The sequence below is a fragment of the Belliella baltica DSM 15883 genome (genome assembly GCF_000265405.1).
In the GTDB taxonomy this organism is placed as follows: Bacteria; Bacteroidota; Bacteroidia; order Cytophagales; family Cyclobacteriaceae; genus Belliella; species Belliella baltica.
In genome coordinates this window covers 887,081-911,877 of sequence record NC_018010.1, presented here as the reverse complement: position 1 = coordinate 911,877, position 24,797 = coordinate 887,081, and the positions used below count along the sequence as shown (strand labels likewise).

Below are 24,797 nucleotides of genomic sequence, written 5' to 3'. Positions count from 1 at the left end.
TAACTTAACCTCTGGTCTCAATTTTGGGGAGTATTATAATAAAGCTAACAATAATAGCTCTAGAACTTAATTCATTTTCTTGTGAAACTAATCCCGTGTAGGATACCATAAGAAACAACCAAGCGATAAAAAAAACAATTGTAGAAGTAACTTTTGTCATTAATCCTGCTTCGGTAAACCATGGTAAAATGAAAACCGTGAGCAATAATAAAATCGAAACAAATGTTAATAAGCCTAACACAAAACGCTTTATCCTTCCAATTTTTTTCTCCTCACTTTTTTCTATAACATAGTCAATATTCATGTTTAACACCCTATGGTATGGAATTATAAAACAATCTCCTGGAATCATTTTTAATTCAGGTTTTTGGCCTTCTACTTTCTTATATCTACCTGTCCCTGTCAAATATAATGTCTCAAGGTCGCCCTTAGGACATAGACTATATTGAGTCAATGCACTAGAAAAAAGAACATTATTACCCTCTCCATAATCTACCAACACATCCACAATAGTAGAGAATACCTTTCCATTCTTCGATTTCTTTAATTTAAATTCATGGGTATTTAAAATCTCTCCAGTAAAATAATAATACCACTTATTTGAAAAACGGAAGACTGCATAATTCAGATCCAACTTAGTTTTTCTAACTAGCTTATGTGACAAATGACCGAATAAAATCCCTATGGATACAGAGCCTATCAGATAGATAGAAGCAAAGTGAAATAACCGAGAACTCCCATTCGGAAGGCTTTTGTTTGAGATACTATTGTATACCTCGTTATATACATCAGAGAAGCTCCCCAAATTCAAATCACTCGTTTGTATTAAAATTTGAATGGTTATCCCTTGAATGATAGCACCCCAAAACAAACTTGTGATCAACCGATCTGCATATAACCCAGATTGAAACTGCTTATTAAAATGACCTTGAAAATAAAATCTTTTGAAAAAGACCCCAGGAATAATTAAGAAAACGATGTAGATAACAGTCCAAAAAGTAAGCTTATAATCCATGCAAAAATCAATGATTAAGTGTCAATGTCATCTCCCTCCTTTCCTCTTTTTTAGTTAAAATTCAACATAAATTTCACTCTATCCCCACATTCAAAAGTATAGCTGTATTTGGGAGGGTGAGTTTAACATTTAACCCTTAATAGTTTTCTACCCTGATTTATCCTGTAAGTGAGACGCCTCAACAGTTAAGCAATTAAACAATTTTCCTCCTTTAACCTCTCAAATTATTTCACTCCCCCAGTTTAACCTTGTAAATCTTTACAAAATCCTCCTCTTCTTCTAGATTGATGGAAGCTAAGAAATATAGATACCCATCTCTTTCAAGCCACTGACGGGTATTAAATTCTTTTGGAATGGGGATTTCCTTCAGCATATTTCCTTGCTTATCCATTACCAACATCCTCTTTGGATAGTCCACAGCTAGTTTGGGAAGCAATTCTTGCCAACCCATATTTTCATATTTGTCCTGATCTAATTCAGGAACTCCTGGGAAAAAGGACACTAAAATATACTCATCCGTTACTTTTAAATTTTCAAAAATCCCTGTAAAAATATCGGGATTGATCATTCTTGGGTCAGCTTCTGCAAATGGCTGACCTTGGTTAAATGTATAATCTGCAATATTGAGAGGAACCCGCGTGATTTTTTCATATGGCGCTTGGATACTATGAATATTCAGGGCAGGCTCTATGCCTTGAATAAGATAAATATGATCTTTATCTGCTGTCATTCTTGGGATCATATGTGCAATGTCATGCGCTTTGCCATTTCTGAAAAAACTGGTTTCATCTAAATAGAAAAATCGTTCTACTTTCCTTGCTGTCGTATCAAACCAAGCCAAAGAAGTATAATTTTCATAAAATTCAGGTGTGTTTCTTTGATATTGGGTTCTCCCTGCTCCTGTTGTCAAAATCTTATGTTCAACCCAATAAAATTCCATGTCCACTGATGCCCTTCCAGAAAAAGCAGGCATTTCCTCTACTTGATGCTTGCCACCTTGAATTAAATTGCCTTGCAAATCATAAGTATAGACCCCTTGATTTGAAATGATAGTAAAACGCTCCCCATCTTCACTAAATTTACCTGCTCCCAATGGAAATGATCCATAACTATCAGGTGAATCTGTATTTTTTGCAAATTCCTCGACTTGATTTCCTTCAAAACCTCCAACGACCAAAGTCCCCATCTGCTGATTGAAAAGCAAAACCTTTCCTGACTCTGGATGAACATCCATCAAATTAAGTAATCCTAAATATGGAATTTGAATTGAATCAACCTTCGTTAAATTAAGATTGTCAGGGTTTTCATTACTTTTATTATCTCCTTCAGAGCAAGAAATTATAAATACAAGTAAAAAGAGGAAGAGTGCTGTGTTTTTCATAGAATTCAATATTTCCCGTAAACTAATACTTAAATAGATAAAATCAAAAAAGGACATTGGATGTTATGAATTTATTTGACCTACATACCCATCAAAATACGTCTAGCTTTTCAATTTACAATCAAAGTACAAATGATCAAAAAGCAATTGCATGGTATTCTTTGGGCCTTCATCCTTGGTACTTGAAGGATTCTTGGGTGCAAGATTTAGAAAAAATGAAGGTTTTTTCTCAAGATAAAAATCTGATGGCAATAGGAGAGTGTGGCTTTGATTTGCTCAAAGGTTCCGATCTCAACCTCCAACTATCAGCATTTACAGCTCAAATTCATTGGGCTAAGGAATTAGGCTTGCCCATTATCATGCATCAGGTCAAAGGGCTTCACCTCCTCCAACAAATCCTCAAAAATGATTCAGCTCTTCCAGCTATCATTTGGCATGCTTACAATCAAAAACCAACTATTGGAGCATCTTTATTGAACTTTCCTATCTATTTTTCTTTTGGAAAAGATATCTTGAAACCTGCTTCAAATGCGCAAGAATTTTTGAAAAAATGCCCTTTGGAACGGATTTTTTTTGAAACTGATGATTCTGAACTTAAAATTGAACAAGTTTTTTCTCAAGCTTCCTTACTTTTGCAGCTTCCTGTAGAGACATTGGCAAAGCAGGTGATTGACAATTGGAATAAAATATCAAAAAGAAAAATTGATGAATGATTTTGAATGGCTCTCTAGAACAGAATTGATCACAGGTAGAGAAGGGCTAGAAAAATTAGCAGGTAAACATGTCTTGGTCGTTGGGCTTGGTGGAGTTGGTTCATTTGCTGCCGAATTTATCTGCAGAAGCGGTATAGGAGAAATGACAATCATTGATGGTGATGCCGTAGATATCAGCAATTGTAATCGGCAGCTTCCAGCAACTCAAAAAAATATAGGGCAACTCAAAGCAGAATGGATGGAAGAGCGCTTGACTGCAATCAATCCAAATCTCAAAATCCATGTGATCAAAGAGTTTCTCAAACCTGGAGCGATGTTTAATTTGCTTCAAGAGAATGATTATGATTATGTAGTGGATTGTATTGATAGTTTTACTCCCAAACTACACCTGATCGAAAGCGCTTACAAGCGTGGATTTCCGATAGTTAGTTCTATGGGTGCAGGAGGGAAAGTAGATCCTACACAAATTAAAGTAGCAGATATTTCTGAGACCTATAATTGTAAATTGGCGAAGCATGTTCGAAAAAGGATTAAGAATAAAGGCATCTCTTCTGGCTTTAAAGCTGTATTTTCCACCGAACTCTATCTCAAAGATAGTCTGATGATGACAGATGGTAGAAACTTCAAGAAGTCAGCTTATGGCACCATGTCATTCTTACCAGCCGCCTTCGGCTGTGCCTGTGCATCAGTAGTTGTCAATGATTTGCTTGCATAATGTACAAAGAATTAAGCACATAGAATACTAACCCATTAGCTCTAAATCTCCTAATCCACTATACCAACTCTTTTTCCCCCAAACCTTAAAACTTTCCAACTTTTTAACCTTCCAACACACATGACCCAATCCACTATTCCAACTCTCTTCCCCTATATTTACCCTCTTTTTTCACCTTTTAACCTGAAAAAAATCCTTTTAAAATTTACCAATTATACGAGTTAAACTTTTAGATCATTCCGGATGTCTAAGACTAGATTTAAAAACCAAATGAATGAAAATTACGATTTACAGATTATTTTTCTTGCTTATCATGATGGCTGCTACCTTGGAGGTTTCGGCACAGCGCACACAGCAAGGCAGGCCTGATTTGAAATTTAAAGGAAAGGTGATTGAAGGTCCTTCGAAACAACCTTTGATAGGAGCAAATGTATTGGTAAAAACCGTTACAGATTCTTTATTAGCTTCTACTGTCACTGATATTGACGGGAATTTTGAAGTAAGCAGACCATGGATTCCAACAGTGAAAGTTGAAATTATTTTCTTGGGTTTTGAGAAGTTCTCTAAAGAGATGGGCAGAGCAGAAGGGCTAGATTTGGGAATCATTGCTCTGAATGAAGACAGCAAACTCTTAGGAGAAGTGGTTATCGAAGGTCAAGTGGTAGTAGGTGAACAAAAAGGAGATACGACTTCTTTCAATGCTGCGGCTTTCAAGACCAGAGAAAACGGAGATGCAGAGGATTTGATTCGAAAGCTTCCTGGCGTTACTATCCAAAATGGTCAGATTCAAGCAAGAGGAGAAAATGTACAGAAAGTCTTGGTGGATGGACGTGAATTTTTCGGAAATGACCCATTTTTGGCCATGAGAAACCTTCCTTCTGATGTGATCGATAGAGTAGAAATATTAGATCAAAGATCCGATCAAGCGAGATTGACAGGCTTTGATGACGGAAATTATGCCCGTACCATAAATATTGTAACAAGAGGTGATAGAAGACAAGGAACTTTCGGTAGAGTTTACGCCGGATATGGTACCGATGACCGCTATTCTGCAGGTGGAAGTTTGAACTTCTTCAAAGGAGACAGAAGAATCTCGCTAGTCGGACTTTTCAATAATGTGAACCAACAGAATTTTTCCCAAGAAGACCTTGGTGGCGGAGGCGGTGGTCGTCCCGGAGGTGGAGGCCCAAGAGGTGGACCTGCTAATTTCGGAGGAGGTCAAGCTAATGGAATCATCACAACAAACAGTATGGGCTTGAACTATTCTGATAAGCTCGGTACAAAAATGAATGTAACAGGAAGCTACTTTTACAGCAATTCCAGAAATAATCTAAGCAGCTTTACCAACAGAGAAATCATCTTATCTGAAACCAACAGACAGTTTTATGAAGAGGATTTGATCAATACAGTTGAAAATGGTAACCACAGAGCCAATGCAAGAATAGAGTACGATATCAATCCAAAACATGCTTTGATCATCACGCCTAGCTTGAATTACACTACAAGCAACGCATTTACAGATAGAGATGCTTTGACAATGAATGGCATGCTTGACCCTTTGAGTGGAACAAGATCAATCTCTGATAACAACTCTTCGGGATATAACCTTTCAAATAATTTGGTCTATAGATACAAATTTGAAAAGCAAGGAAGAACACTTTCTACAACTTTGAATACCAGTTTTAATAAAAGAGATTCATTTGCAGAATTGCTGGCAGCAAATAGAGATTATATCAGGAATATTAGTGATACGATCAATCAAGAGACTTTTGGCTTGACTGACGGTTTCAATTATAGAGCCCAAATGCAATTGACAGAGCCAATCAATGAAAAATCATTGCTAACGCTTTCTTATCAAGTATCTAATAACAAATCCTCAGCTGATCAGCAAACCTTCAGCCTAGTTCCAGAGGTTGGAATTATGGTCTTAGATACTGCTTTAAGTAACGTGTTCGATAATAAATTTGTCGTTCAGAGACCTAGTGTGGGTTATAGATACAATTTCAAAAATTGGAATATCAACGCTAATCTTGACTATCAATATGCAGAACAAGACAACGAAAGCTTGTTCCCTCTTGAGAGAGTTTTCAATAGGTCATTCAGCAATTTGCTTCCAGGCTTAAACTTGAACTATAGAGATATGGCCAAAGGAAAGACATTCAGATTGAGATACAGAACCTCTACCAACGAGCCTAGCGTCAATCAATTACAGAATGTCATCAACAATGGAAACCCGCTAAACTTGTCTGTGGGTAATCCAAACTTAGGACAATCTTTCAATCACAATATATTTGTAAACCTTGGGAAATTAAATCTTGAGAAATCTAGAACCTTCTTTGTGTTTGCTTTCGCGTCTTTGACCGAGAATTTTATTGGAACAAATACATTTGTGGCACAACAGGATACTTTGATCAATGGTGAAGTTCTTTTGAGACCAGGTGGGCAACTTTCAAGACCTGAAAACCTAAGAGGTCAATTTAATACCCGTGTTTTCATGACTTATGGAGCTCCTATCAAGGCGATAAAGTCACAGTTTAACATGAATTCCTCAGCATCATTCAACAGGACTCCAGGGATCATTAATGGTCAGCTGAATAGAAATGATAACATTGATTTGAGTCAAGGTTTGACATTGACTTCGAATATTAGTAAAGATTTCGATTTTACTTTATCTACTACGGGGACGTACACGATTGTAAATTCTTCTTTGCAAAACAATTTGAATAACAACTATTACATTCAGAACTCAAACATTAGATTATACTATTCTCCAAATAATGGAAAATTATTTGTTTCCAATGTAGTGAACAACGCTTTATATAGAGGTTTATCAGCTGGCTTGGATCAGCAAGTATGGTTGTGGAATATTGAAGCTGGATATAGATTCTTGAAAGATAACAAAGGCGAGTTTAAAGTAACTGTATTCGATCTTTTGGGACAAAACAACTCAATTGCTAGAACAGTCAATGACATCTCAATTACGGATACTTTCACAAGAGTTTTGACGAGATATGCTTTGTTTAGTTTTACTTACAACATTGGAAGCTTCAAGCAGCCTACAAGAGAGCAAGGTGGGAATCCAATGATGAGAATGATGCAAGGTGGAGGCGGTAGAAGTTGGTAAGCTAAGTCTGACTTTAAACTAAACGAATAAAAAAAGCTGAACGAGTCTGTTCAGCTTTTTTTGAATTTAATTTTCAAAGTATTACTCGCTTTTAGGCAATACTACTGTGTCTACTGAGTGGATTACACCGTTTGACTGGTACACATCAGCAATAGTTACTTTTGATTTGTTGCCATTTTCATCAGAAATGTAAAGGTCTTTTCCTTGCATCCAAGCAGTCAATTTTCCTCCTTGGACAGTTGTTAACACAGCTTTACCATTTCCTTTTTTGATTGCCGCAGCAATTTCTTTTGAACCCATTTTACCTGCTACAACATGGTAAGTTAAAATTCCAGTTAAAGTAGCCTTGTTTTCTGGCTTTACAAGCGTTTCTACAGTGCCTGCTGGTAATTTTGCAAATGCAGCATTATCAGGAGCAAATACAGTGAATGGACCAGGTGTTTGTAAAGTTTCCACCAATCCTGCAGCTTTTACTGCCGCTACCAATGTGGTATGGTCTTTTGAATTAACGGCATTTTCTACAATGTTTTTAGAAGGATACATTGGAGCACCTCCTACAGTTACTGTTTTTTCACCTTGTGCAATTGCTAAATTCGAACCTATGAAAAATAGGATGACAAGAGCTGTCTGAAATAATTTGATAGTTTTCATATTATATAATTTTTGGTTTTGTTGATTTGGATGGAGATACGAGACAAGTTTAAAACTTGGATTTCCTAATCTATGATTATTTTAAAAAATGAGATCATTGTGGGTAATCTGAATATTAAAAGACAAAAAAAAGACCGAATCTTATGACTCGGTCTATCTTGATTTTAGGTTTATTGGTATTTGCTTAATTATCTTCTCGGAATTTATCTACTATATATAAAAATAGGTTGAAAGATAAAGTTGACATTTCCTCTTTTTTCACTTCCTTGTCACTTCCTTGTTTGTAAATCGGATTTTCTTTTTTGACAGTATTGCTTTGTGCAGGCTTTACTTCTCTAGTCGTATTTTGATAGTTTTGCCTTAAACCAAACTCATATCTTGATTCACTAGCCGTAGTCTCTTGATTTTCAAAAGTCCCTGCAACATCACTTGTTTTGACAGGAGTATCGGGTAAATTTTTTTCCTTTTCTCCTTGAGCGAATGAATTCAAAGATCCTAAAGCGCAAAATAAAATTGCGAGAATTATGTTCTTTCGATCGAATAGAGTAATATTATTTTGTTCTGACATACTGAGTGGTTCTTGTCCGAAATGTATAACAGTTGATTATGCTGTTAGGTTTTCAAAAATAGGAAAAATATAATATCTATGCAAACGATTGATTACTCTGATTTTCAAAAGATTGATGTCCGAATTGGGACAATTATTCGGGCTGAGGTCTTCGAAAATGCAAGAAAACCTGCCTATAAAATATGGGTAGATTTGGGGGATTTTGGAATCAAAAAGTCCTCTGCTCAAATTACAGATTTGTACCAACCCATGGAACTGATAGGGAAACAGGTCATCTGTATTTGTAATTTTTCTCCAAGACAAATTGCCAATTTTATGTCTGAAATACTAGTTACAGGTTTCGATGATGGTCAAGGTAGAATTTCCTTAGCGACCGTAGATTTTCCTGTTCCCAATGGAGGCAAATTACATTAAATAAAAATTTTAAGTCCTTCTTCAGTAAGTTTAGTCTTGTAGGTTTTTAGATCTCCACATGAACCTGCTCGAATTTCTCCGGATTTCATATCAAATCGATATTCATGAAGCGGGCACACAACTTCACCATAGACAGTGACCCAACCTTGATTTAATGCAGCTCTTTGATGTGGGCAGTTCGATTCAAAAGCAAAAAAATCTTTTGCTACTCGAGATACGCATACTTGAGTAGTTCCTAGTCGTACAACTCTGATGCTTTTGTCAGGGATCATTTCTAAAACTTGGTCTATATTTTGCCCTAGTATAAAGGTTTTCATTATCAAAGATAAAATCGGTAATTTAGAAGTCTAAACCTAATATAAAATACGCCATGAAAAAAATACTCTTCCTTCCTCTCCTTTTTATGATAGGTACATTACTTGGTCAAAACCTTGAAGGTGCTTGGAAACTCACCCACCAAAATGGGAAAGAAATTAAGGATAAAACATTTATTAAAATATATCAAGATGGTTACTTTTCTTTTGGAGCAAAAGAAACTGACACCAATAAATTCATCGGCGCAGGTGGAGGAGAATTCACTTTGAAAGATAATTACTACACTGAAATGTATGATTTCTACACTAGTGATACAGAAAGAGTTGGTACTACGACAGAATTTTCTCTCGATATAGTGGATAGCAAAATCGTCATTTCTACAGAAAAAGGAGGCAGTGCCATGGTTGAAATTTGGGAAAAAGTAAGTGATGCAAAAGACGATTTGACAAGAAATTGGGTCATCACTGGAAGAAAAAGAGGCGAAGAGATTAGTCGATCAACCCCAGGAGCAAGAAGAACTATTAAAATCCTTAGTGGAGGACATTTCCAATGGGTCGCTTTTAACTCAGAGACCAAAGAGTTTTCTGGAACCGGTGGAGGGACATACGCTGCTGAAAATGGGAAATATGTAGAAAATATTCAGTTTTTCTCTAGAGATGATAGCAGAGTTGGCGCTAGCCTAGAATTCAATTATGAGGTCATTGATGGGGAATGGCACCACAGTGGCATGAGTTCTACTGGAAATCCAATCTACGAAATATGGACAAAATATACTGATGCATACACCAAGCCTAAGTAAATTTTTTCCAGTTTAGCGCCAAAAAATCCCAACCAAATCGGTTGGGATTTTTTGTTTCAACGAATAAATTAAATCATTATTTCGCCAATAGCTTCACTTCTTCATAGCGAAAACAAGTTGTCAGATGATCATTGACCAAGCCGGTAGCTTGCATGTGTGCATAGATTGTAGTGCTTCCCAAAAATTTGAATCCTCTCTTTTTGAGGTCTTTTGCTAATTTATCTGATTCTGGAGTAGTAGCAGGTGCATTTTGCATGGACCTGAGTTGCCTGTCGATCACTTTTCCATCCACAAATTCCCAGATATACTTACTGAAACTTCCAAACTGAGATTGGATTTCCATAAATCGCTTTGCATTGTTAATGGCCGCTCGGATTTTCAGTTCATTTCTGATGATGCTTGGATCTTGAAGCAGTTCAGTAACATAAGAATCGGGAAGATCTGCCACTACTTGGTAATCAAAGTCTGCAAAGGCATGTCTGTAGCCTTCTCTTTTCTTCAATATAGTAGCCCAGCTAAGTCCAGCTTGTGCACTCTCAAGAATCAAAAACTCAAAATGTGTCTGATCATCATAAACAGGAACGCCCCATTCTTCATCGTGATATTTGATATATTGCTCAAAGCCCATACACCAAGGGCATCTGAATTTGTTAGGATCCTGAGGAATAGTTGGCATAGCGAAAGTTAATTAAGGTACCAGATACTTGCATTGAGTACAGTGGCAAAGCTTACCCAAAGTAGATAAGGAATCAAGAGGTAAGATGCCCATATGTCGATTGGGAAAAATGCTCTGATACAGACTAAAATCATAACCCAAAGTGGTACTATTACAAGCAAGCCCAATATTGGTGATTCAAGACCAAAGAATGCTGGTGACCAAATGGCATTGAGAAGCAACTGAATAGCAAATAACCAAAGCGCTTTTTTCTTAAAGGGATGATTTGATTTCCAAATTAGAAAAAGTGAAACCCCCATCATAATGTAAAGAACTGTCCAAGTAGGACCGAATATCCAAGAAGGGGGATTAAAAAACGGCTTATTAATGGACTGATACCAAGACCCTACAGATGAGATAGTAACCAAGGCACCCAAGCCACCTGCGATTTGGGGTAAGATAATAGAGATCAGTAATTTCAGCCAATTTTTCATGTTAGACCAATTCTAGTAAGGTCATGAATATCGCTAATTTCTTCGGAAATTTCTTTTGTACGATAGCATTATGTTGATCAAAGTATTGGTGCTGATAAGCCATGACATCTTGCATATCTTTTGCAAAATATTGTACAGAGTAATTGATTCCACCATCTTCTGAATCATGCATGATTCTAAACAGTTTATTTTCTACAAACATTTTCGTCTCCATGACAAAAGGAATGTGGGTGTTTTTCATCCAGTCAAGCCATTCTTTTTCCACGTCTTTTTCTACATTGACGGTTACATTATATAGTATCATACTTTTTTATCTTTAATTTTGCCTAGCAAATTTACCAACAAATATTAATCTGCCTTGTTAATTTGAACATATTCCAAAAATCAGATCACATTGGGATAAGCAGAAATGCACGCTTTCATGGAAAAAACCACCCTTAATAATACTTCAATCCCCTTTTTTTTCAATAAGGTCAATATTTTTAAAATTGTCATCACCATATTTCATTTGGTTGGAATATTGGGGATGACGGTGCCTGCGCTCAGACCATATTTTCAAGTTCTAACACCTTTTCATCTTCTTTTGTGTACCGGATTGTTGTTTGTGTTTCATAAAGGGTGGAATACTGCTTTTTATTTATTTGTGATTTTGTCTTTTGGTATAGGTTATGGCTCAGAAGTATTGGGAGTGCATACTGGATTTCCTTTTGGAAATTACAGGTATGGCCCTGTTTTAGGTTTTCAACTTTTCGAGGTTCCACTTTTGATTGGTGTGAATTGGTTGCTTTTGGTCTATCTGAGTGGGGAGATTTTTCACAAAAAAATAAAGAATGACTTCATAGCAGCGAGCTTGGGAGCATTAGTTATGGTTTTGTTGGACGTTTTGATCGAGCCAGTAGCAGTAAAATTGGATTTTTGGTCTTGGGAGAATGACTTGATTCCACTCTCCAATTTTATAGGATGGTTTGGTATTGCTTTTATTATTCAGTTGATTTACAGAAAATTGTCTTTTGATAAGTCGAATGTTCTTTCTTTGTATTTATTAATCAACCTAGCTATTTTCTTTCTTTTACTCAACTTGCTCTTGTAAAAGGATATTTTAGCAAACGTTAAACAAAAATAAAAAAATAGAGTTACGATTATGATGTACGCAATCCTTTACACCCTACTAGGTTTTGCCGCTATGGAATTCTCCGGATGGTTTATTCATAAATATATTATGCATGGACCTCTTTGGAGTATTCATAAGACACATCACCAAGCATCTAAATCATTCTTTGAGTTGAATGATTTATTTTCTTTGTTATTCGGGAGCATTGCTGTGATCCTTATTATTAAAGGTGTTGGACAGTTGGACTATAGATTTTGGATGGGGACAGGCATCAGTCTATACGGAATCAGTTATTTCTTTTTACATGATATACTGATACATAGAAGAATGAAATGGTTTGATAAACCAAAAAATTCATTCTTAAGAGGAATTTTCAAAGCGCATCAAGCGCATCATGCCACGAATAAAAAGGATGATGCAGTTTCTTTCGGTTTGTTTGTAGTACCCAAAAAATATTTTAAAGCAAAATGAACGTGAGCACCTATTCGATTAAAGATTTGGAGCAGCTTTCCGGTATCAAAGCACATACTTTGAGAATTTGGGAACAGCGCTACAATTTGCTTTCTCCTAAGAGAACAGATACCAATATCAGATTTTATGACGATGATGATCTAAAACTGATTTTAAATGTCGCTTTGCTCAATGACAATGGCTACAAGATAAGTAAGATCGCCAAAATGGATCTTCCTGAAATCAGAGCAGAAGTGGTCAAGCTTTCGGAACGAACACTGACACATGATGATCAGATTCATGCGCTTACTATATGTATGATAGAAATGGACGAGGAGCGATTTGATAAAGTGCTTTCGACTAATATTCTTAAAATTGGTTTTGAACAGACCATGTTGAATATTATATATCCATTTATGTCAAAAATTGGTGTTCTATGGCAAACTGGTGCTATTAATCCTGCGCAAGAGCATTTTATGAGTAATTTGGTTCGCCAAAAACTCATCGTAGCTATAGACGGGCAGATATATAAAGGTGGTGGGAAGAAATTCCTTCTATTTCTACCAGAAGGGGAATTACATGAAATTTCTCTTTTGTTTGCAGCTTATCTAATTAAGCTAAAAGGACATAAAGTCTTCTATCTGGGGCAAAGTACCCCAAGAGCTGATTTGGAATTGATATACAAAATGCATCAACCTGACTATTTAATGACTGTCATCACTACTTCACCTGGTGCCGAACAAGTACAAGAATATATCAATGATTTGTGCAGTAAATACAAGGAATCAGAGATCATATTATCTGGTTACCAAATACTAGGTCAAGATCTTTCCTTCCCTTCTAATGTCAAAGTGATGAACTATATCAGAAACATTAAAGAGTATCTTGAGGAATTAGATCCAGTTGTTCAAGAAAAATAATGAACAAAATGAAAAAATAATTAAACAGGCCTTCTGGCCTTTTTTTATGTTAAAAACAATGTATATACATCAAAAACAGCAATAATTTAAATTAAATTAGATTTTAAATTTTAGTTCACCTCTTTTTGTTTAACAAATATTTAAAAATATTCTACAAAATATTTTGCGGTTTGTTTAATCATTTCTATATTTGATTCAACAAAAACAAAAAGCCATGACAACTCTAGAATTCAGTTACTCATTAAACAAGCTCTCTAGTTCATTAAAGCCTTTCGCTTTAAAATTAACAAGAGATATGGATGACGCAAACGACCTAATGCAAGACACAATGGTTAAGGCGTTCACTAATAAAGACAAGTTTACAGAAGGTACAAATTTGAAAGCTTGGTTATATACTATTATGAAAAACACCTTCATTACCAACTATCAAAGAATGGTAAGAAGAGGTACTTTTGTTGACACTACCGATAATCTTCATTACATCAATTCAGGTGATGTGTTAGTAGAGAATGGAGCTTACGGGGATTTTACAATGGATGATATTCATGAAGCTATCGAGGGTTTAGATGAAGTTTACAAAACTCCATTCATGATGCACTACAGAGGTTTCAAATATCATGAAATAGCTGAAAAATTAGATATACCAATTGGTACAGTTAAAAATAGAATACATATTGCACGTAAAATATTAAAAGACGATCTTCACGTGTACAGACACAAAAACTAACAATATGTCAAAAAATAATGTCGTAGTAATTGGGGCTGGCTTTGCTGGCCTTTCTGCTGCTACACACCTTGCTGATCAAGGTTATCAAGTTACGCTTCTTGAAAAAAATAGTACCCCCGGAGGAAGAGCTAGAAAGTTCGAAACCGAGGGTTTTGTTTTTGATATGGGTCCCAGCTGGTATTGGATGCCGGATGTTTTTGAAACTTATTTTTCTCATTTCGGAAAAAAGCCTTCTGATTATTATGAGCTTCTCAGGTTAGATCCTTCCTATGCGGTGATTTTTGGAGATCAAGATTTTGTAGATATACCTGCAAACTTAGAAGAATTTAGAGCTCTGCTTGAAATGATGGAGCCAGGTGTTGGTCCCAAACTGGATGAGTTCCTTAAACAAGCAGCTTATAAATATAAAGTTGGCATTCAAGATTTGGTTTACAGACCTAGTCGCTCTTTGCTAGAGTTTGCTAGTCCAAAGTTATTAGTGGACATGATCAGAATGGATATTTTTCAATCCATGTCTAAGCATGTCAGAAAGTTTTTTAAAGAGGATAAAATCATCAGATTGATGGAGTTTCCTGTTTTGTTTCTTGGTGAGACAGCCAATAATATTCCTGCACTATATTCATTAATGAACTATGCTGATATCGCCCTAGGTACTTGGTATCCAAAAGGTGGGATGCATAAAATTATTGAAGGAATGGTGAGTTTGGCAGAAGAAAAGGGGGTAAAGTTTCATTTCGATGCTGAAGTAGATCATATTGATATTGAAAATGGTCTTGCCAAGGCTGTGAAAACCAAAAGTGGAAAAACTTTTGAAGCTGATATAATCATTGCTGGAGCAGATTACAATCATATCGATAGACATGTGCTTCAAGATAAATACAGCAATTACGATGATAAATACTGGGACAAACGTGTAATGGCACCAGGAAGTCTTCTATTTTATTTGGGCATTGACAAAAAGCTTAAAAATCTCCGTCACCACAATTTGTTCTTCGATGAGCCGCTAGGGCCTCATGCGCATGCAATATATACCAATCCGAGATGGCCAGAAAAGCCGCTTTTTTACGCCTCGGTTCCTTCTATAACCGACCCGACTGTCGCACCTGAAGGAAAAGAAAACTTGTTTCTCTTGGTTCCTCTTGCCCCTGATTTAGAAGATACTGAAGAAATGCGAGAAAAATATTACCAAATGATTATGGATAGATTGGAGAAGTTGACCGGTCAGGAAATTAGAAGTCATGTGATCTACAAGCGATCCTACGCACACAATGATTTCAAATCTGACTATCATGCTTTCAAAGGAAATGCCTATGGATTAGCCAATACGCTTTTACAAACAGCCATTCTTAAGCCTTCCTTGAAAAATAAAAAGGTAAAAAATTTATATTACACAGGACAACTTACTGTTCCAGGACCTGGGGTGCCTCCATCATTAATTTCTGGTCATGTTGTTGCCAAAGAAGTGATCAAAGAAAACAATTTGTAAATAAAATTGTATATTATCAGTATGGATGCAAAAGCCCTCTTTGATCAGACCACCTTTGAGTGCAGTCGGTTGATTACTCAAAGGTACAGTACTAGCTTTACTCTCGGGATAAAAACGCTCAACAAAAAGTACCATTTGCCGATCTACGCCATTTATGGTTTTGTAAGATATGCTGATGAAATTGTAGATACTTTTCATGATCAGGATAAAAAATCTCTCTTGGAGCTTTTTAAAAAAGACACATACAAAGCAATTGAAGATGGTATTAGTTTAAATCCAGTGCTTCACGCTTTTCAAATCATAGTCAATCAATATAATATTGATTTGGATTTGATTGAGGCATTTCTTCATAGCATGGAAATGGACTTAGATTTCAAAACTTATAACGATTCGAAATATCACGAATATATCTATGGTTCTGCAGAAGTGGTAGGCCTCATGTGTTTGGAGGTCTTCTGTGAAGGCAATGATGAAGAATATCAAAAATTAAAAGAATCAGCTTGCAAACTTGGTGCAGCATTTCAGAAAGTCAATTTCCTTAGAGACATCAAAAGTGATTATGAGGAAAGAGGGAGAGTTTATTTTCCTGGTGTAGATTTTTTGACTTTTGACAAACTCACCAAAGCTACCATTGAAGAAGATATTCAGAAAGACTTTGATGAAGCACTGATAGGAATTAATAATTTACCAATCGGAGCTAAAATGGGTGTAAAAGTAGCTTATCTCTATTACCAAAAACTATTTGACAAAATAAAAACTTTGCCACCTGAAGTGATTACCCAAGAGCGAATTAGAATTCCAAACTCTAGAAAACTTTCTTTATTGTTGGGTACATATTTTGGAATGAAATTAGGCTTTGCTTAGCACATGGATATCTATCTTTATTTACTCCTTAATCTTCTTACGATTTCATTTCCTTTATTTAGATCGTTTGAAAATCGCATTCAATATTACAAAAATTGGTATGCCCTGTTTCCAGGTATTCTTGTCACAGGTGCCTTCTTCTTGATTTGGGATCATTGGTTTACTGTAATAGGAGTTTGGGAATTCAATCCCCGATATATTCTTGGGATTTATTTCTTCGAATTACCGTTGGAAGAGTGGCTTTTCTTTTTGACTGTTCCATTTGCCTGCGTATTTATTTACGAGGTGTTGAAATACTTTGTGCCCAAAGACATTTTTGCCGCTGTAGCCAAACCAATTACATTTGTTTTAATTGTGCTTTTTGTATTAATTGGAGTATTGAATTTGGATAAATGGTATACTTCTGTAAATTTTATTGTAGCTGCTGTCGTTTTATCAATTCATTATATCGTTTTGAAAACGAAATTTCTTGGGAGATTTTATTTAACCTATTTGGTCTCGCTTATCCCATTTCTTTTAGTAAATGGCGTACTAACTGGTTCATTCATAGATGAGCCAGTAGTGAAATATAATGACATGGAAAACTTATCGATCAGATTGTTCACCATTCCTATTGAAGATACAGTTTATTCCATGACCCTATTATTGATGACGATTAGTATCTATGAGTTGATAAAAAGTAAAAAAACAATTAAACCCGCTTTAAGTTAATAGGCTATGATGAGTCTTCAAGTACATATAGACCAACATTCTGGCTTTTGCTTCGGCGTAGTTTATGCCATAGAGATGGCTGAAGAAATTTTAGATGAACAAGGTTATTTATATTGCCTAGGAGATATCGTACACAATGATGAGGAGGTAAATAGGCTGACGAAAAAAGGCTTGAAAATCATCAATCTTGAGGAACTTCAACATTTGAAAGATGAAAAAGTTCTCATTCGAGCACATGGTGAACCACCTTCTACTTACGAATTATCCATCAAAAACAACCTCACACTTATAGATGCTAGTTGCCCAGTAGTTTTAAAACTCCAGAATAGGATCAAAAACTCCTTTGATAAAGACGAGACGATCTATATTTATGGAAAGCATGGACATGCTGAAGTGATAGGTTTACTTGGTCAGACTAACAACAAAGCGGTAGTCTTTCAAGATATATCTGAGTTAGATATTCCAAGTTTACCAAAAAGCATGACATTATACAGTCAGACTACTAAGAGCACGGATAAATTCTATGAAATCAACGAGATTTTGAAAGTAAATGACATCGTAGTCAACACCAATGATACAATTTGCCGTCAAGTTTCAAATAGAGACAAAGAACTGAGAGCTTTTGCTGAGAAGTTTGATAAAATTATTTTTGTCAGTGGAACTAAGTCTTCGAATGGCAAGGTTCTCTATAATGTCTGTAAAGAAAAGAATCCAAATACCCATTTTGTATCCAATCAAGATCAGGTTTGTCCTTCTTGGTTTTCACCAAATGACACTGTAGGTATTTGCGGCGCTACATCTACACCCATGTGGCTGATGGAGCAGGTCAAAGAAAGATTGATCAACTTCTAAGACTCTGCAAAGATTTCATTAATTTTAATTTGTGTCCGAAAAAGTATTCCATACCAATAGAATTGATCCGAAAGGTGTTTTGATTGCTTCGGCAGTTATTTTTTTATGGTTCCTATCACTTGTGTTTTTATTGAATTTTGATTTGAATTGGAAAAATCCGCTAACTTATTTGGGGATTTTGATTCAAACGCATCTTTACACAGGTCTTTTCATCACTTCTCACGATGCGATGCATGGTCTTGTATCAAAAAATAAAAAAGTGAACCATGCCTTTGGTTGGTTCTCGGCCATTCTTTTTTCTTATAACTTCTATTGGAAGCTTTTTCCAAAACACCACGAGCATCACAAATTCGTCGCTACAGACAAAGACCCTGATTATCATAGTTCGGATAATTTTTTCCTTTGGTACTTTAGTTTTATCAAACAATATGTTACCATCTGGCAAATCCTCTTAATGGCCGTTACATTCAACATTCTTAAACTTTTTCTTCCAACTGAAAATCTAATTGTTTTTTGGATGCTTCCAGCAGTAATGGCAACTTTACAATTGTTTTACTTTGGAACCTTCAAGCCGCACATGGGCGAATCTCAAAATGCGCATCACTCCAAAACACAACCAAAAAACCATTTATGGGCATTCTTATCTTGCTATTTTTTTGGATATCATTTTGAACATCACGATTCTCCCGGGACTCCTTGGTGGAGACTTTGGAGAGTAAAAGAACAAAACATCTAATTTTTCAAAAAAAAATTGGAATAAGGCTAAACTTTTATGCCATAAATTGAATTAGGTATCTATTAATAATCAGATATGAGACTTCTATTTACACTAATTAGCTTTTTGTTTATTTCTTTTAATTCGATAGGTCAAGGTGGCATCATCCAAGGCAAGGTTAAAAATCCGGTTAACAACGAGCCTGTCCCATTTGCAAACATCATTATTTTGGATTCGGAAATAGGGACTGTTTCTGACGAAAATGGAAATTATATTCTCGAAGACATCAAACCTGGTTTGTACAATGTTCGCGCAAGCTTTGTTGGCTTCAAAAGTAAAACAGTTTTTGAAGTACAGGTCTCAAGAGCAAAACCAGTTCAGCTTGATTTTGAACTAGAAGAAGAAGCGGCTGACCTGAATGAGGTAGTTGTAAGCTCGGAGTTTTCAAGATCTGACGAAACACCACTTTCAGTCAGAAGGCTCAATGCGAATGAAATAGAAAGATACCCTGGTGGAAACAGAGACATCAGTAGAGTGATTCAATCGCTTCCAGGAGTTGCGAGTACTGCAAGTTTTAGAAATGACATTATCATCCGAGGCGGTGCACCCAATGAAAATAAATTCTATATAGACGAAATCGAAGTTCCCGTAATCAACCACTTTGCAACTCAAGGCTCTTCTGGCGGTCCTGTTGGAATACTCAATGTGAATTTGATACAAAATGTGGAAGTAATCACTGGCGGATTTCCAGCAAACAGAATGAATTCCCTCAGTTCATTCTTCGAGTTTCAACTCAAAGAAGGCAGAAGAGATAAAATGGCAACACAATTGACAGTAGGCGCGAGTGAATTGACCATATCAAATGAAGGTCCTCTTGGAGAAAAAACAACTTATCTGGTTTCTGCTAGAAGATCATATTTGCAAGGTTTGTTTAGACTGTTGGGATTGCCATTTCTACCAACTTTTAATGATTTCCAGTTTAAGACTACAACCAAATTCAATGATAAAACGGAATTGAATCTCATAGGGGTTGGAGCGATAGATCAGTTTGCTTTAAACTTTGATGTACCCAATGAAGAAACCCTAGAAGAGCGAGAAGAAAGACTTTTTAGATTGGATAATTTGCCGATTTCTTCTCAATGGAATTATGCTACTGGGGCAAAATTAAAACGATTTAGGGAAAATGGCTTTTGGACTTTTATTTTGAGCCGAAACATGCTCAATAATCAAGCTTATAAATATTTTAATAATGATGAAAGTGATGAAGGTAATCTGCTTTTTGATTATACTTCACAAGAAAGTGAGAATAAATTCAGGGCGGAGAATAGCATTTTTGGAAAAGGATATAGCTTGAAATATGGAGTAAATTATGAGTTTGCAAGATACCTGATCAACAATTTTGATAGAGGAACTCTTGCACAAGATGGTGGAGTGATTAATATCAATAACAAAGCTTTTTTCAACAGTTATGGTGTCTTTATTTCTGGTACAAAAACGTTTCAAGATGAAAGACTGCTGCTGTCAGGTGGCGTGAGAATGGATGGTAGTGATTTTGGGGCGACTGCCCAAAATCCTCTGAATCAAATCAGCCCTAGATTATCTATTTCCTATCAATTTAAACCAAACTTCTATTGGACAGCTAATGCGGGAATTTATTACCAAAAGCCGCCATACACCGCGTTAGGTTTCAGAAATAATGAAGGAGAGCTGATTAATCAGCTCAATGATATTCGTTTTATCCGTTCAAGTCAATTTATAACAGGAATTGAGCGCGTGATTCCTGAGAAAAATAGAAGATTCACCATCGAAGCATTCTACAAGCACTACAATAATTACCCAACTTCCATTAGAAATGGAATCGCTCTGGCCAATTTGGGGGCTGACTTTGGAGTGATAGGGAATGAGCCAGTAGCATCAAACTCTGAGGGAAGGGCTTATGGAATTGAGTTTTTAGCTCAGCAGCGATTATTCAATGACTTTTATGGAATCGCTGCAGTTACCTTGGTGAGAAGTGAATTTACCAATCCTAATACTGAAGGCTTCATTCCATCATCTTGGGACAATAGATTTATTGTAACAATGACTGCGGGTAAGCGATTTGGAAAGAATTGGGAACTCGGTGGAAGATGGAGATTTTTGGGTGGAGCACCTTACACACCTTTTGATATTGAAGCTTCTACTTTAAGGAGTAACTGGGATTTGAGAGGAGGAGGAATATTAGACTTCAATAGTATCAATGGAGTAAGACTCAAATCTTTCCATCAGTTGGACTTGAGAATAGACAAAAAGTATTTCTTCGAAAAATGGAATCTCAATTGGTACTTCGATATTCAAAATGCATACAATTTCAAAGCTCAACAACCAGATGATTTGATTCCTAGCAGAGATGCCGAAGGAAATATTCGAGTTGACCCAAATGATACAAGTAGATATCAGATTCGATCTGCCATGAACACCGCGGGTACAGTATTGCCCACGATTGGAGTTATCATCGAATTTTAATCCTTGTTTGAAAGAATTCATAGCTTAACTTTGCTGCCGATGAAAATGACATTGGCAGCTTTTTTATTTTTACTAAGCACCACCATTTATGCGCAGGAAACTGCTGAGACAGATTCAAGTTCCAATTCGGGGTTGATAGAAAAGCTATTTGATTTTGCTGATCATACCGTCGATTTGATTTCTGGAGAGAAGTGGTCGTTTATTCCAGCGGTAGTTTATTCACCCGAGACAAATCTTGGTTTGGGGGCCAGAGCTATTAGGATTTTCAAATATAAAAATGATGAAAACTCAATTTTACGTCCTTCATCTTTGCCTATTACTTTTCTTTACACACTGAATAATCAAGCTATTTTCACCACAGAACTTGAGCTTTGGGCAAATGAAAATAAAGAATATATCAATGCCCGTTTAGAACTGACAGATTATCCTTTCAAATTTTATGGAATTGGAAATGAGCTAGATGCTGCAAATGAGGAGTTTTATTCTACTCGCTATGCTTATTTTCATTTGAATTATGAAAGGCAAATCATAAAAGGGCTTTATTTAGGGCCAAGGTATGAATTTCGTGTGGATGATATTTACAAAAAGGAAATAGGTGGAATTTTGGATAGAGATGAAGTGGCAGGTTCTGATGGACAGCGGCTTTCTGGTTTAGGGTTGGTCTTGAATTATGATACTAGAGATAATATTTTCCAACCCAAAGGAGGCTGGTATAGTAGCGCTTCTTGGATGAGCTTTCAAGATTTTTTCGGTAGTAATTTTGATTTCAATCAGTATGCCTTAGACTTGAGAAAATATTTCAATCCTTATAAAAATCAGGTCTTGGCAGTTCAAAGTTATTGGAGTTTTACTTCGGGAAACCCGCCCTTTCAGCATGTTTCTTTGATTGGAGGGAGCGATCTGATGCGAGGGTATTTTGAAGGTCGATATAGAGATAGACACGCAATGGTCCATCAAGCAGAATATAGGTTACCTATTTATAGAAATTTTGGGATGGTATTTTTTGGAAGTGCAGGTCAGGTGGCAAGTCAGCCAAGTCAGTTTGCCATCAACCGAATGAAATATGGAGCAGGTTTAGGATTTCGCTACAAGTTAAATCCAGAAGGGCTCAATATCAGGATAGATATTGCTTTTGGGGATCAGCGAGCATTTTATTTTGGACTGAATGAAGTGCTTTAAATGAGTTTTATATTATTTTAGAATGTAAGAAAGCCCAATCTTTCCCACTACATTTTTTCTATCATCTCCTGGAACAAAATAAAAATCTGGATCATTTTCCAAATACCATTTATAGTTCAGAGTATTTACGTATTGCAAGCTTCCACTTAAAAGCAGGTTTCCAAACCTCCAATCTGCAAATAAGCCCGGGACTAGATCAATATATTTATTTCTCCAATCTTTGGAAGTTTCCATTCGGAAATAATAAAAGTCATTATTATAGACAATTCTTTCAAATTGGAATCCAATTCGATTGTAATTTTTCACCCAGCTTACTTCAAGCCAATTTACATTTGCTGCTGGTCCATAACCCATTCCTAAAACCTGACCTTGGTGAGTGTAGCCTTGTCTGATGTAATCGTGGATATACCAAGTGTCTAGATTTCTAATGCTTTCTCGGATGGTTTGACCAGTTTGCGTCATTTCGGCACTGAGTTGAATGTACTGGTCTTGTTTTTTTAGTGGAAACATATTACTGAACCCAAAAGTAAAACCTCGGTTTCTCTCAGGAGTGACCAAAAAGTCCATTAATCTACGGCTGTTTCCATTGGTTCCATACTCACCATAAAACTCGAAGTGTCCCTCGGGACTCATCCACCTGAAAAATCCTGAGCTAAATTGTTGACGTTGATCTCTTTTTTCATTTTCTACTCTACCGAATTTTTTCTCTCCATTAAAGACTGGTAAGTAATCCTTCAGTTCATCCATATCAGCGCGATACATGTGATTTGTCGAGGCATAACCCAAAGAAAGTCCGGGAACCCATTTTGGCTGGTAGGTCAAGATTAGGCCAGAAAGGTACCTGTCTCCATTTTCCCTTTTAGGAATGTACACCGTGTTTTGCTGAAAAATATAATCTTGGTGAGGAAGATCGTAATTCGTACTAGTCAAATGACCCGCAATGATTTGGCCTTCGAAATGTCCGATTGATGTTTTAACAGGCTTTCTTGTATTGAAAGTTAAATGTGCAAACCCTGGAGCATTATTACTTAGGATCAAAGAAGACCTTTTGGCAGGTCCCCACCAAAGATTTTCTGTAGAAAGACCAATAGAAAATGCTCCTGGATTGATTCTAATGCTCGATTGTCCTGGGTGAAATTTGCGATATCTGCTATTGCCAAATCTCTCAGGCATGTCAATTCTATTCAAATATTCATAATAGTAGAGAATCGTAGATTGATGCTCTATGGGAAAACCAATAAATTCTTTGTTTTCAGCTACAATAAGCTCTGGTTGAATTTGTACGCTAAAAATTCCATAGCTGGCAAAAAAACCAAGGCTATACAAAGTTTGCATACCTTTATTAGGAATCATGGAACCATCATTCTGACCAAAAGGAAGGTCTGAATTATATTGACTTGTAATCGTCATAGGCATCAAAAGAAAAGTGCCTTGCTGGTTTTTCCCAAACTTTCTATTGACTGGTGAAATATCAAAATCATGAAAAGTACTGTCTAAATCTAAGCCAGTATATCGATCAAATGCTTGTGCTGGGTATAATGGACGTATTGAAAAGGAACTGTTTGCATTGACATCTCCAAGTAATTGTTTTCTTCTCAAATATTCTTCCATTCCGGGAGTATTTAATGGAAGCGTTTGTGCACTCATTTCCTCAAAAACTGAAAAAATTAACAACACAAGAAAATTGATTTTAATGAACGTCTTCATACCCTATCCTACTTATCTTACTGCTACTGCACTTACTTCTATTTTGGAAACTGACCAACTTTCGTCACAAAGCGGACTGAATGCGTTGCTTTGCATCAATTCATCACCCATAGTGATTTTAACACTATCTTGAAAATGTCTAAAAGTTTTTGTGATGGAATATTTTGTGGTGTTGTTTGGCACTCCTGCTGTACTACAAAGCCCAGGCAAGTTGGTTTGTACTGCACCTTCTTTGGGAAAATTCTGTCTGAAAAATTGCTCTGGATAGGATTGTCTCAAACAATAAGTAGATACACAAACGCTATTAGAAAAAGTAGTTCTATAGACTTCTTCATCATCAAGCTTGAAGTACCAATAATCAGGTCCAGAAACACCATCATCTAAATTACCATCCCAGCTATCATGTGCCAGTACTTCAATCGTGATTTTTAGCGCATTATGTGGTGGAATATCGTAAAGCTTAACCCAAACTTCTTCATTGTGATAAAACCCCATAATGGTGTCGTTTTGATAAACAAAAAGTCTTGAGTTATTGAAATTTCTCAAATCCAACTGACTGAAATCGTTGGAATAGATTCTTACTTCTCCAAGTAATTCATCCTGGCAAGAACTTACTGTAATCATGATAAGTAGCCCAAAAAAATAAACAAGTACCGCTTTTCTGAAATTAAACATCATTATATAAATCTTTTATTAAATCACTTTACCTAAAGGTTAGGCATTGGGATT

General features: G+C 36.1%; 26 protein-coding genes. 16 read left to right on the top strand and 10 right to left on the bottom strand.

Annotated elements, in window-relative coordinates:
- Positions 1 to 4: 4 nt before the first annotated feature.
- Both BELBA_RS04265 and BELBA_RS04260 read right to left on the bottom strand, forming a co-directional pair.
- A complete protein-coding gene (locus tag BELBA_RS04265) occupies positions 5 to 1,015 on the bottom strand; it encodes a hypothetical protein (RefSeq protein WP_014771522.1) in 1,011 nt (336 codons plus the stop codon).
- Between the two features lie 229 nt (positions 1,016 to 1,244).
- Positions 1,245 to 2,396, bottom strand: coding sequence for a hypothetical protein (locus BELBA_RS04260; protein WP_157466055.1), 1,152 nt, complete (start codon positions 2,394 to 2,396; stop codon positions 1,245 to 1,247).
- A 65-nt stretch (positions 2,397 to 2,461) separates the two neighbouring features.
- Here BELBA_RS04260 and BELBA_RS04255 point away from each other — a divergent pair, with 65 nt between their 5' ends.
- From BELBA_RS04255 to BELBA_RS04245, 3 genes are all read left to right on the top strand, one after another.
- Positions 2,462 to 3,109 (top strand): TatD family hydrolase, encoded by a 648-nt coding sequence (locus BELBA_RS04255; RefSeq protein WP_014771520.1) that lies wholly within the window; start codon positions 2,462 to 2,464, stop codon positions 3,107 to 3,109.
- Positions 3,102 to 3,824 carry a tRNA threonylcarbamoyladenosine dehydratase gene (locus BELBA_RS04250; protein WP_014771519.1) on the top strand — a complete coding sequence of 241 codons (723 nt, stop codon included), beginning with the start codon at positions 3,102 to 3,104 and terminating at the stop codon, positions 3,822 to 3,824. Before BELBA_RS04255 ends, BELBA_RS04250 begins: the two co-directional genes overlap by 8 nt.
- A gap of 274 nt (positions 3,825 to 4,098) precedes the next feature.
- The gene (locus BELBA_RS04245) at positions 4,099 to 6,948 is read left to right on the top strand and encodes an outer membrane beta-barrel protein (RefSeq protein ID WP_014771518.1); all 2,850 of its coding nucleotides are present in this window, start codon (positions 4,099 to 4,101) and stop codon (positions 6,946 to 6,948) included.
- Between the two features lie 81 nt (positions 6,949 to 7,029).
- On the opposite strand, the gene BELBA_RS04240 is transcribed toward BELBA_RS04245, so the two are convergent.
- Together BELBA_RS04240 and BELBA_RS04235 are read right to left on the bottom strand one after the other, a co-directional pair.
- Positions 7,030 to 7,599 carry a fasciclin domain-containing protein gene (locus BELBA_RS04240; RefSeq protein WP_014771517.1) on the bottom strand — a complete coding sequence of 190 codons (570 nt, stop codon included), beginning with the start codon at positions 7,597 to 7,599 and terminating at the stop codon, positions 7,030 to 7,032.
- Between the two features lie 184 nt (positions 7,600 to 7,783).
- Positions 7,784 to 8,167, bottom strand: a complete 384-nt coding sequence (locus BELBA_RS04235; protein ID WP_014771516.1) for a hypothetical protein — start codon at positions 8,165 to 8,167, stop codon at positions 7,784 to 7,786.
- A 78-nt stretch (positions 8,168 to 8,245) separates the two neighbouring features.
- Here BELBA_RS04235 and BELBA_RS04230 point away from each other — a divergent pair, with 78 nt between their 5' ends.
- Entirely contained in the window at positions 8,246 to 8,581 is a 336-nt protein-coding gene (locus tag BELBA_RS04230) for a tRNA-binding protein (RefSeq protein WP_014771515.1), read from the top strand.
- Here BELBA_RS04230 and BELBA_RS04225 read toward each other — a convergent pair.
- Positions 8,578 to 8,898: a Rieske (2Fe-2S) protein gene (locus BELBA_RS04225; RefSeq protein WP_014771514.1), complete on the bottom strand. Its 321-nt coding sequence runs from the start codon at positions 8,896 to 8,898 to the stop codon at positions 8,578 to 8,580. The genes BELBA_RS04230 and BELBA_RS04225 overlap by 4 nt on opposite strands.
- A gap of 53 nt (positions 8,899 to 8,951) precedes the next feature.
- Here BELBA_RS04225 and BELBA_RS04220 point away from each other — a divergent pair, with 53 nt between their 5' ends.
- Positions 8,952 to 9,695 carry a hypothetical protein gene (locus BELBA_RS04220; protein ID WP_014771513.1) on the top strand — a complete coding sequence of 248 codons (744 nt, stop codon included), beginning with the start codon at positions 8,952 to 8,954 and terminating at the stop codon, positions 9,693 to 9,695.
- A gap of 76 nt (positions 9,696 to 9,771) precedes the next feature.
- On the opposite strand, the gene BELBA_RS04215 is transcribed toward BELBA_RS04220, so the two are convergent.
- From BELBA_RS04215 to BELBA_RS04205, 3 genes are read right to left on the bottom strand one after another with little or no spacing between them, the layout of a single operon-like run.
- Positions 9,772 to 10,371, bottom strand: coding sequence for a DNA-3-methyladenine glycosylase I (locus BELBA_RS04215; protein WP_014771512.1), 600 nt, complete (start codon positions 10,369 to 10,371; stop codon positions 9,772 to 9,774).
- A gap of 8 nt (positions 10,372 to 10,379) precedes the next feature.
- Positions 10,380 to 10,844 carry a TspO/MBR family protein gene (locus tag BELBA_RS04210; RefSeq protein WP_014771511.1) on the bottom strand — a complete coding sequence of 155 codons (465 nt, stop codon included), beginning with the start codon at positions 10,842 to 10,844 and terminating at the stop codon, positions 10,380 to 10,382.
- A gap of 1 nt (position 10,845) precedes the next feature.
- Positions 10,846 to 11,148, bottom strand: a complete 303-nt coding sequence (locus tag BELBA_RS04205; RefSeq protein ID WP_014771510.1) for a DUF4286 family protein — start codon at positions 11,146 to 11,148, stop codon at positions 10,846 to 10,848.
- A gap of 117 nt (positions 11,149 to 11,265) precedes the next feature.
- Here BELBA_RS04205 and BELBA_RS04200 point away from each other — a divergent pair, with 117 nt between their 5' ends.
- The 11 genes from BELBA_RS04200 to BELBA_RS04150 all read left to right on the top strand — a co-directional run bounded on the left by BELBA_RS04200 (position 11,266) and on the right by BELBA_RS04150 (position 22,361).
- The gene (locus BELBA_RS04200) at positions 11,266 to 11,934 is read left to right on the top strand and encodes a carotenoid biosynthesis protein (protein WP_041779223.1); all 669 of its coding nucleotides are present in this window, start codon (positions 11,266 to 11,268) and stop codon (positions 11,932 to 11,934) included.
- Positions 11,935 to 11,985: 51 nt separating this feature from the next.
- Positions 11,986 to 12,426 carry a sterol desaturase family protein gene (locus BELBA_RS04195; RefSeq protein WP_014771508.1) on the top strand — a complete coding sequence of 147 codons (441 nt, stop codon included), beginning with the start codon at positions 11,986 to 11,988 and terminating at the stop codon, positions 12,424 to 12,426.
- On the top strand, positions 12,423 to 13,325 hold the full coding sequence (locus BELBA_RS04190) for a MerR family transcriptional regulator (protein ID WP_014771507.1): 903 nt from the start codon (positions 12,423 to 12,425) through the stop codon (positions 13,323 to 13,325). Before BELBA_RS04195 ends, BELBA_RS04190 begins: the two co-directional genes overlap by 4 nt.
- A 214-nt stretch (positions 13,326 to 13,539) precedes the next feature.
- Entirely contained in the window at positions 13,540 to 14,052 is a 513-nt protein-coding gene (locus BELBA_RS04185) for an RNA polymerase sigma factor (protein ID WP_014771506.1), read from the top strand.
- Positions 14,053 to 14,056: 4 nt separating this feature from the next.
- On the top strand, positions 14,057 to 15,538 hold the full coding sequence (locus BELBA_RS04180; RefSeq protein WP_014771505.1) for a phytoene desaturase family protein: 1,482 nt from the start codon (positions 14,057 to 14,059) through the stop codon (positions 15,536 to 15,538).
- Between the two features lie 21 nt (positions 15,539 to 15,559).
- Positions 15,560 to 16,402 carry a phytoene/squalene synthase family protein gene (locus BELBA_RS04175; protein WP_014771504.1) on the top strand — a complete coding sequence of 281 codons (843 nt, stop codon included), beginning with the start codon at positions 15,560 to 15,562 and terminating at the stop codon, positions 16,400 to 16,402.
- A 3-nt stretch (positions 16,403 to 16,405) separates the two neighbouring features.
- Entirely contained in the window at positions 16,406 to 17,113 is a 708-nt protein-coding gene (locus tag BELBA_RS04170) for a lycopene cyclase domain-containing protein (RefSeq protein ID WP_014771503.1), read from the top strand.
- 6 nt (positions 17,114 to 17,119) lie between these two features.
- On the top strand, positions 17,120 to 17,965 hold the full coding sequence (locus BELBA_RS04165) for a 4-hydroxy-3-methylbut-2-enyl diphosphate reductase (protein WP_014771502.1): 846 nt from the start codon (positions 17,120 to 17,122) through the stop codon (positions 17,963 to 17,965).
- Positions 17,966 to 17,996: 31 nt separating this feature from the next.
- On the top strand, positions 17,997 to 18,701 hold the full coding sequence (locus BELBA_RS04160; RefSeq protein WP_014771501.1) for a fatty acid desaturase: 705 nt from the start codon (positions 17,997 to 17,999) through the stop codon (positions 18,699 to 18,701).
- Between the two features lie 75 nt (positions 18,702 to 18,776).
- Positions 18,777 to 21,182: a TonB-dependent receptor gene (locus BELBA_RS04155; RefSeq protein ID WP_014771500.1), complete on the top strand. Its 2,406-nt coding sequence runs from the start codon at positions 18,777 to 18,779 to the stop codon at positions 21,180 to 21,182.
- A 39-nt stretch (positions 21,183 to 21,221) separates the two neighbouring features.
- The gene (locus BELBA_RS04150) at positions 21,222 to 22,361 is read left to right on the top strand and encodes a BamA/TamA family outer membrane protein (RefSeq protein ID WP_014771499.1); all 1,140 of its coding nucleotides are present in this window, start codon (positions 21,222 to 21,224) and stop codon (positions 22,359 to 22,361) included.
- 12 nt (positions 22,362 to 22,373) lie between these two features.
- Here BELBA_RS04150 and BELBA_RS04145 read toward each other — a convergent pair whose 3' ends face one another.
- Together BELBA_RS04145 and BELBA_RS04140 are read right to left on the bottom strand one after the other, a co-directional pair.
- Positions 22,374 to 24,068, bottom strand: coding sequence for a capsule assembly Wzi family protein (locus BELBA_RS04145; RefSeq protein ID WP_014771498.1), 1,695 nt, complete (start codon positions 24,066 to 24,068; stop codon positions 22,374 to 22,376).
- Positions 24,069 to 24,080: 12 nt separating this feature from the next.
- Positions 24,081 to 24,746, bottom strand: a complete 666-nt coding sequence (locus BELBA_RS04140) for a hypothetical protein (protein WP_014771497.1) — start codon at positions 24,744 to 24,746, stop codon at positions 24,081 to 24,083.
- Between the last annotated feature and the right edge of the window lie 51 nt (positions 24,747 to 24,797).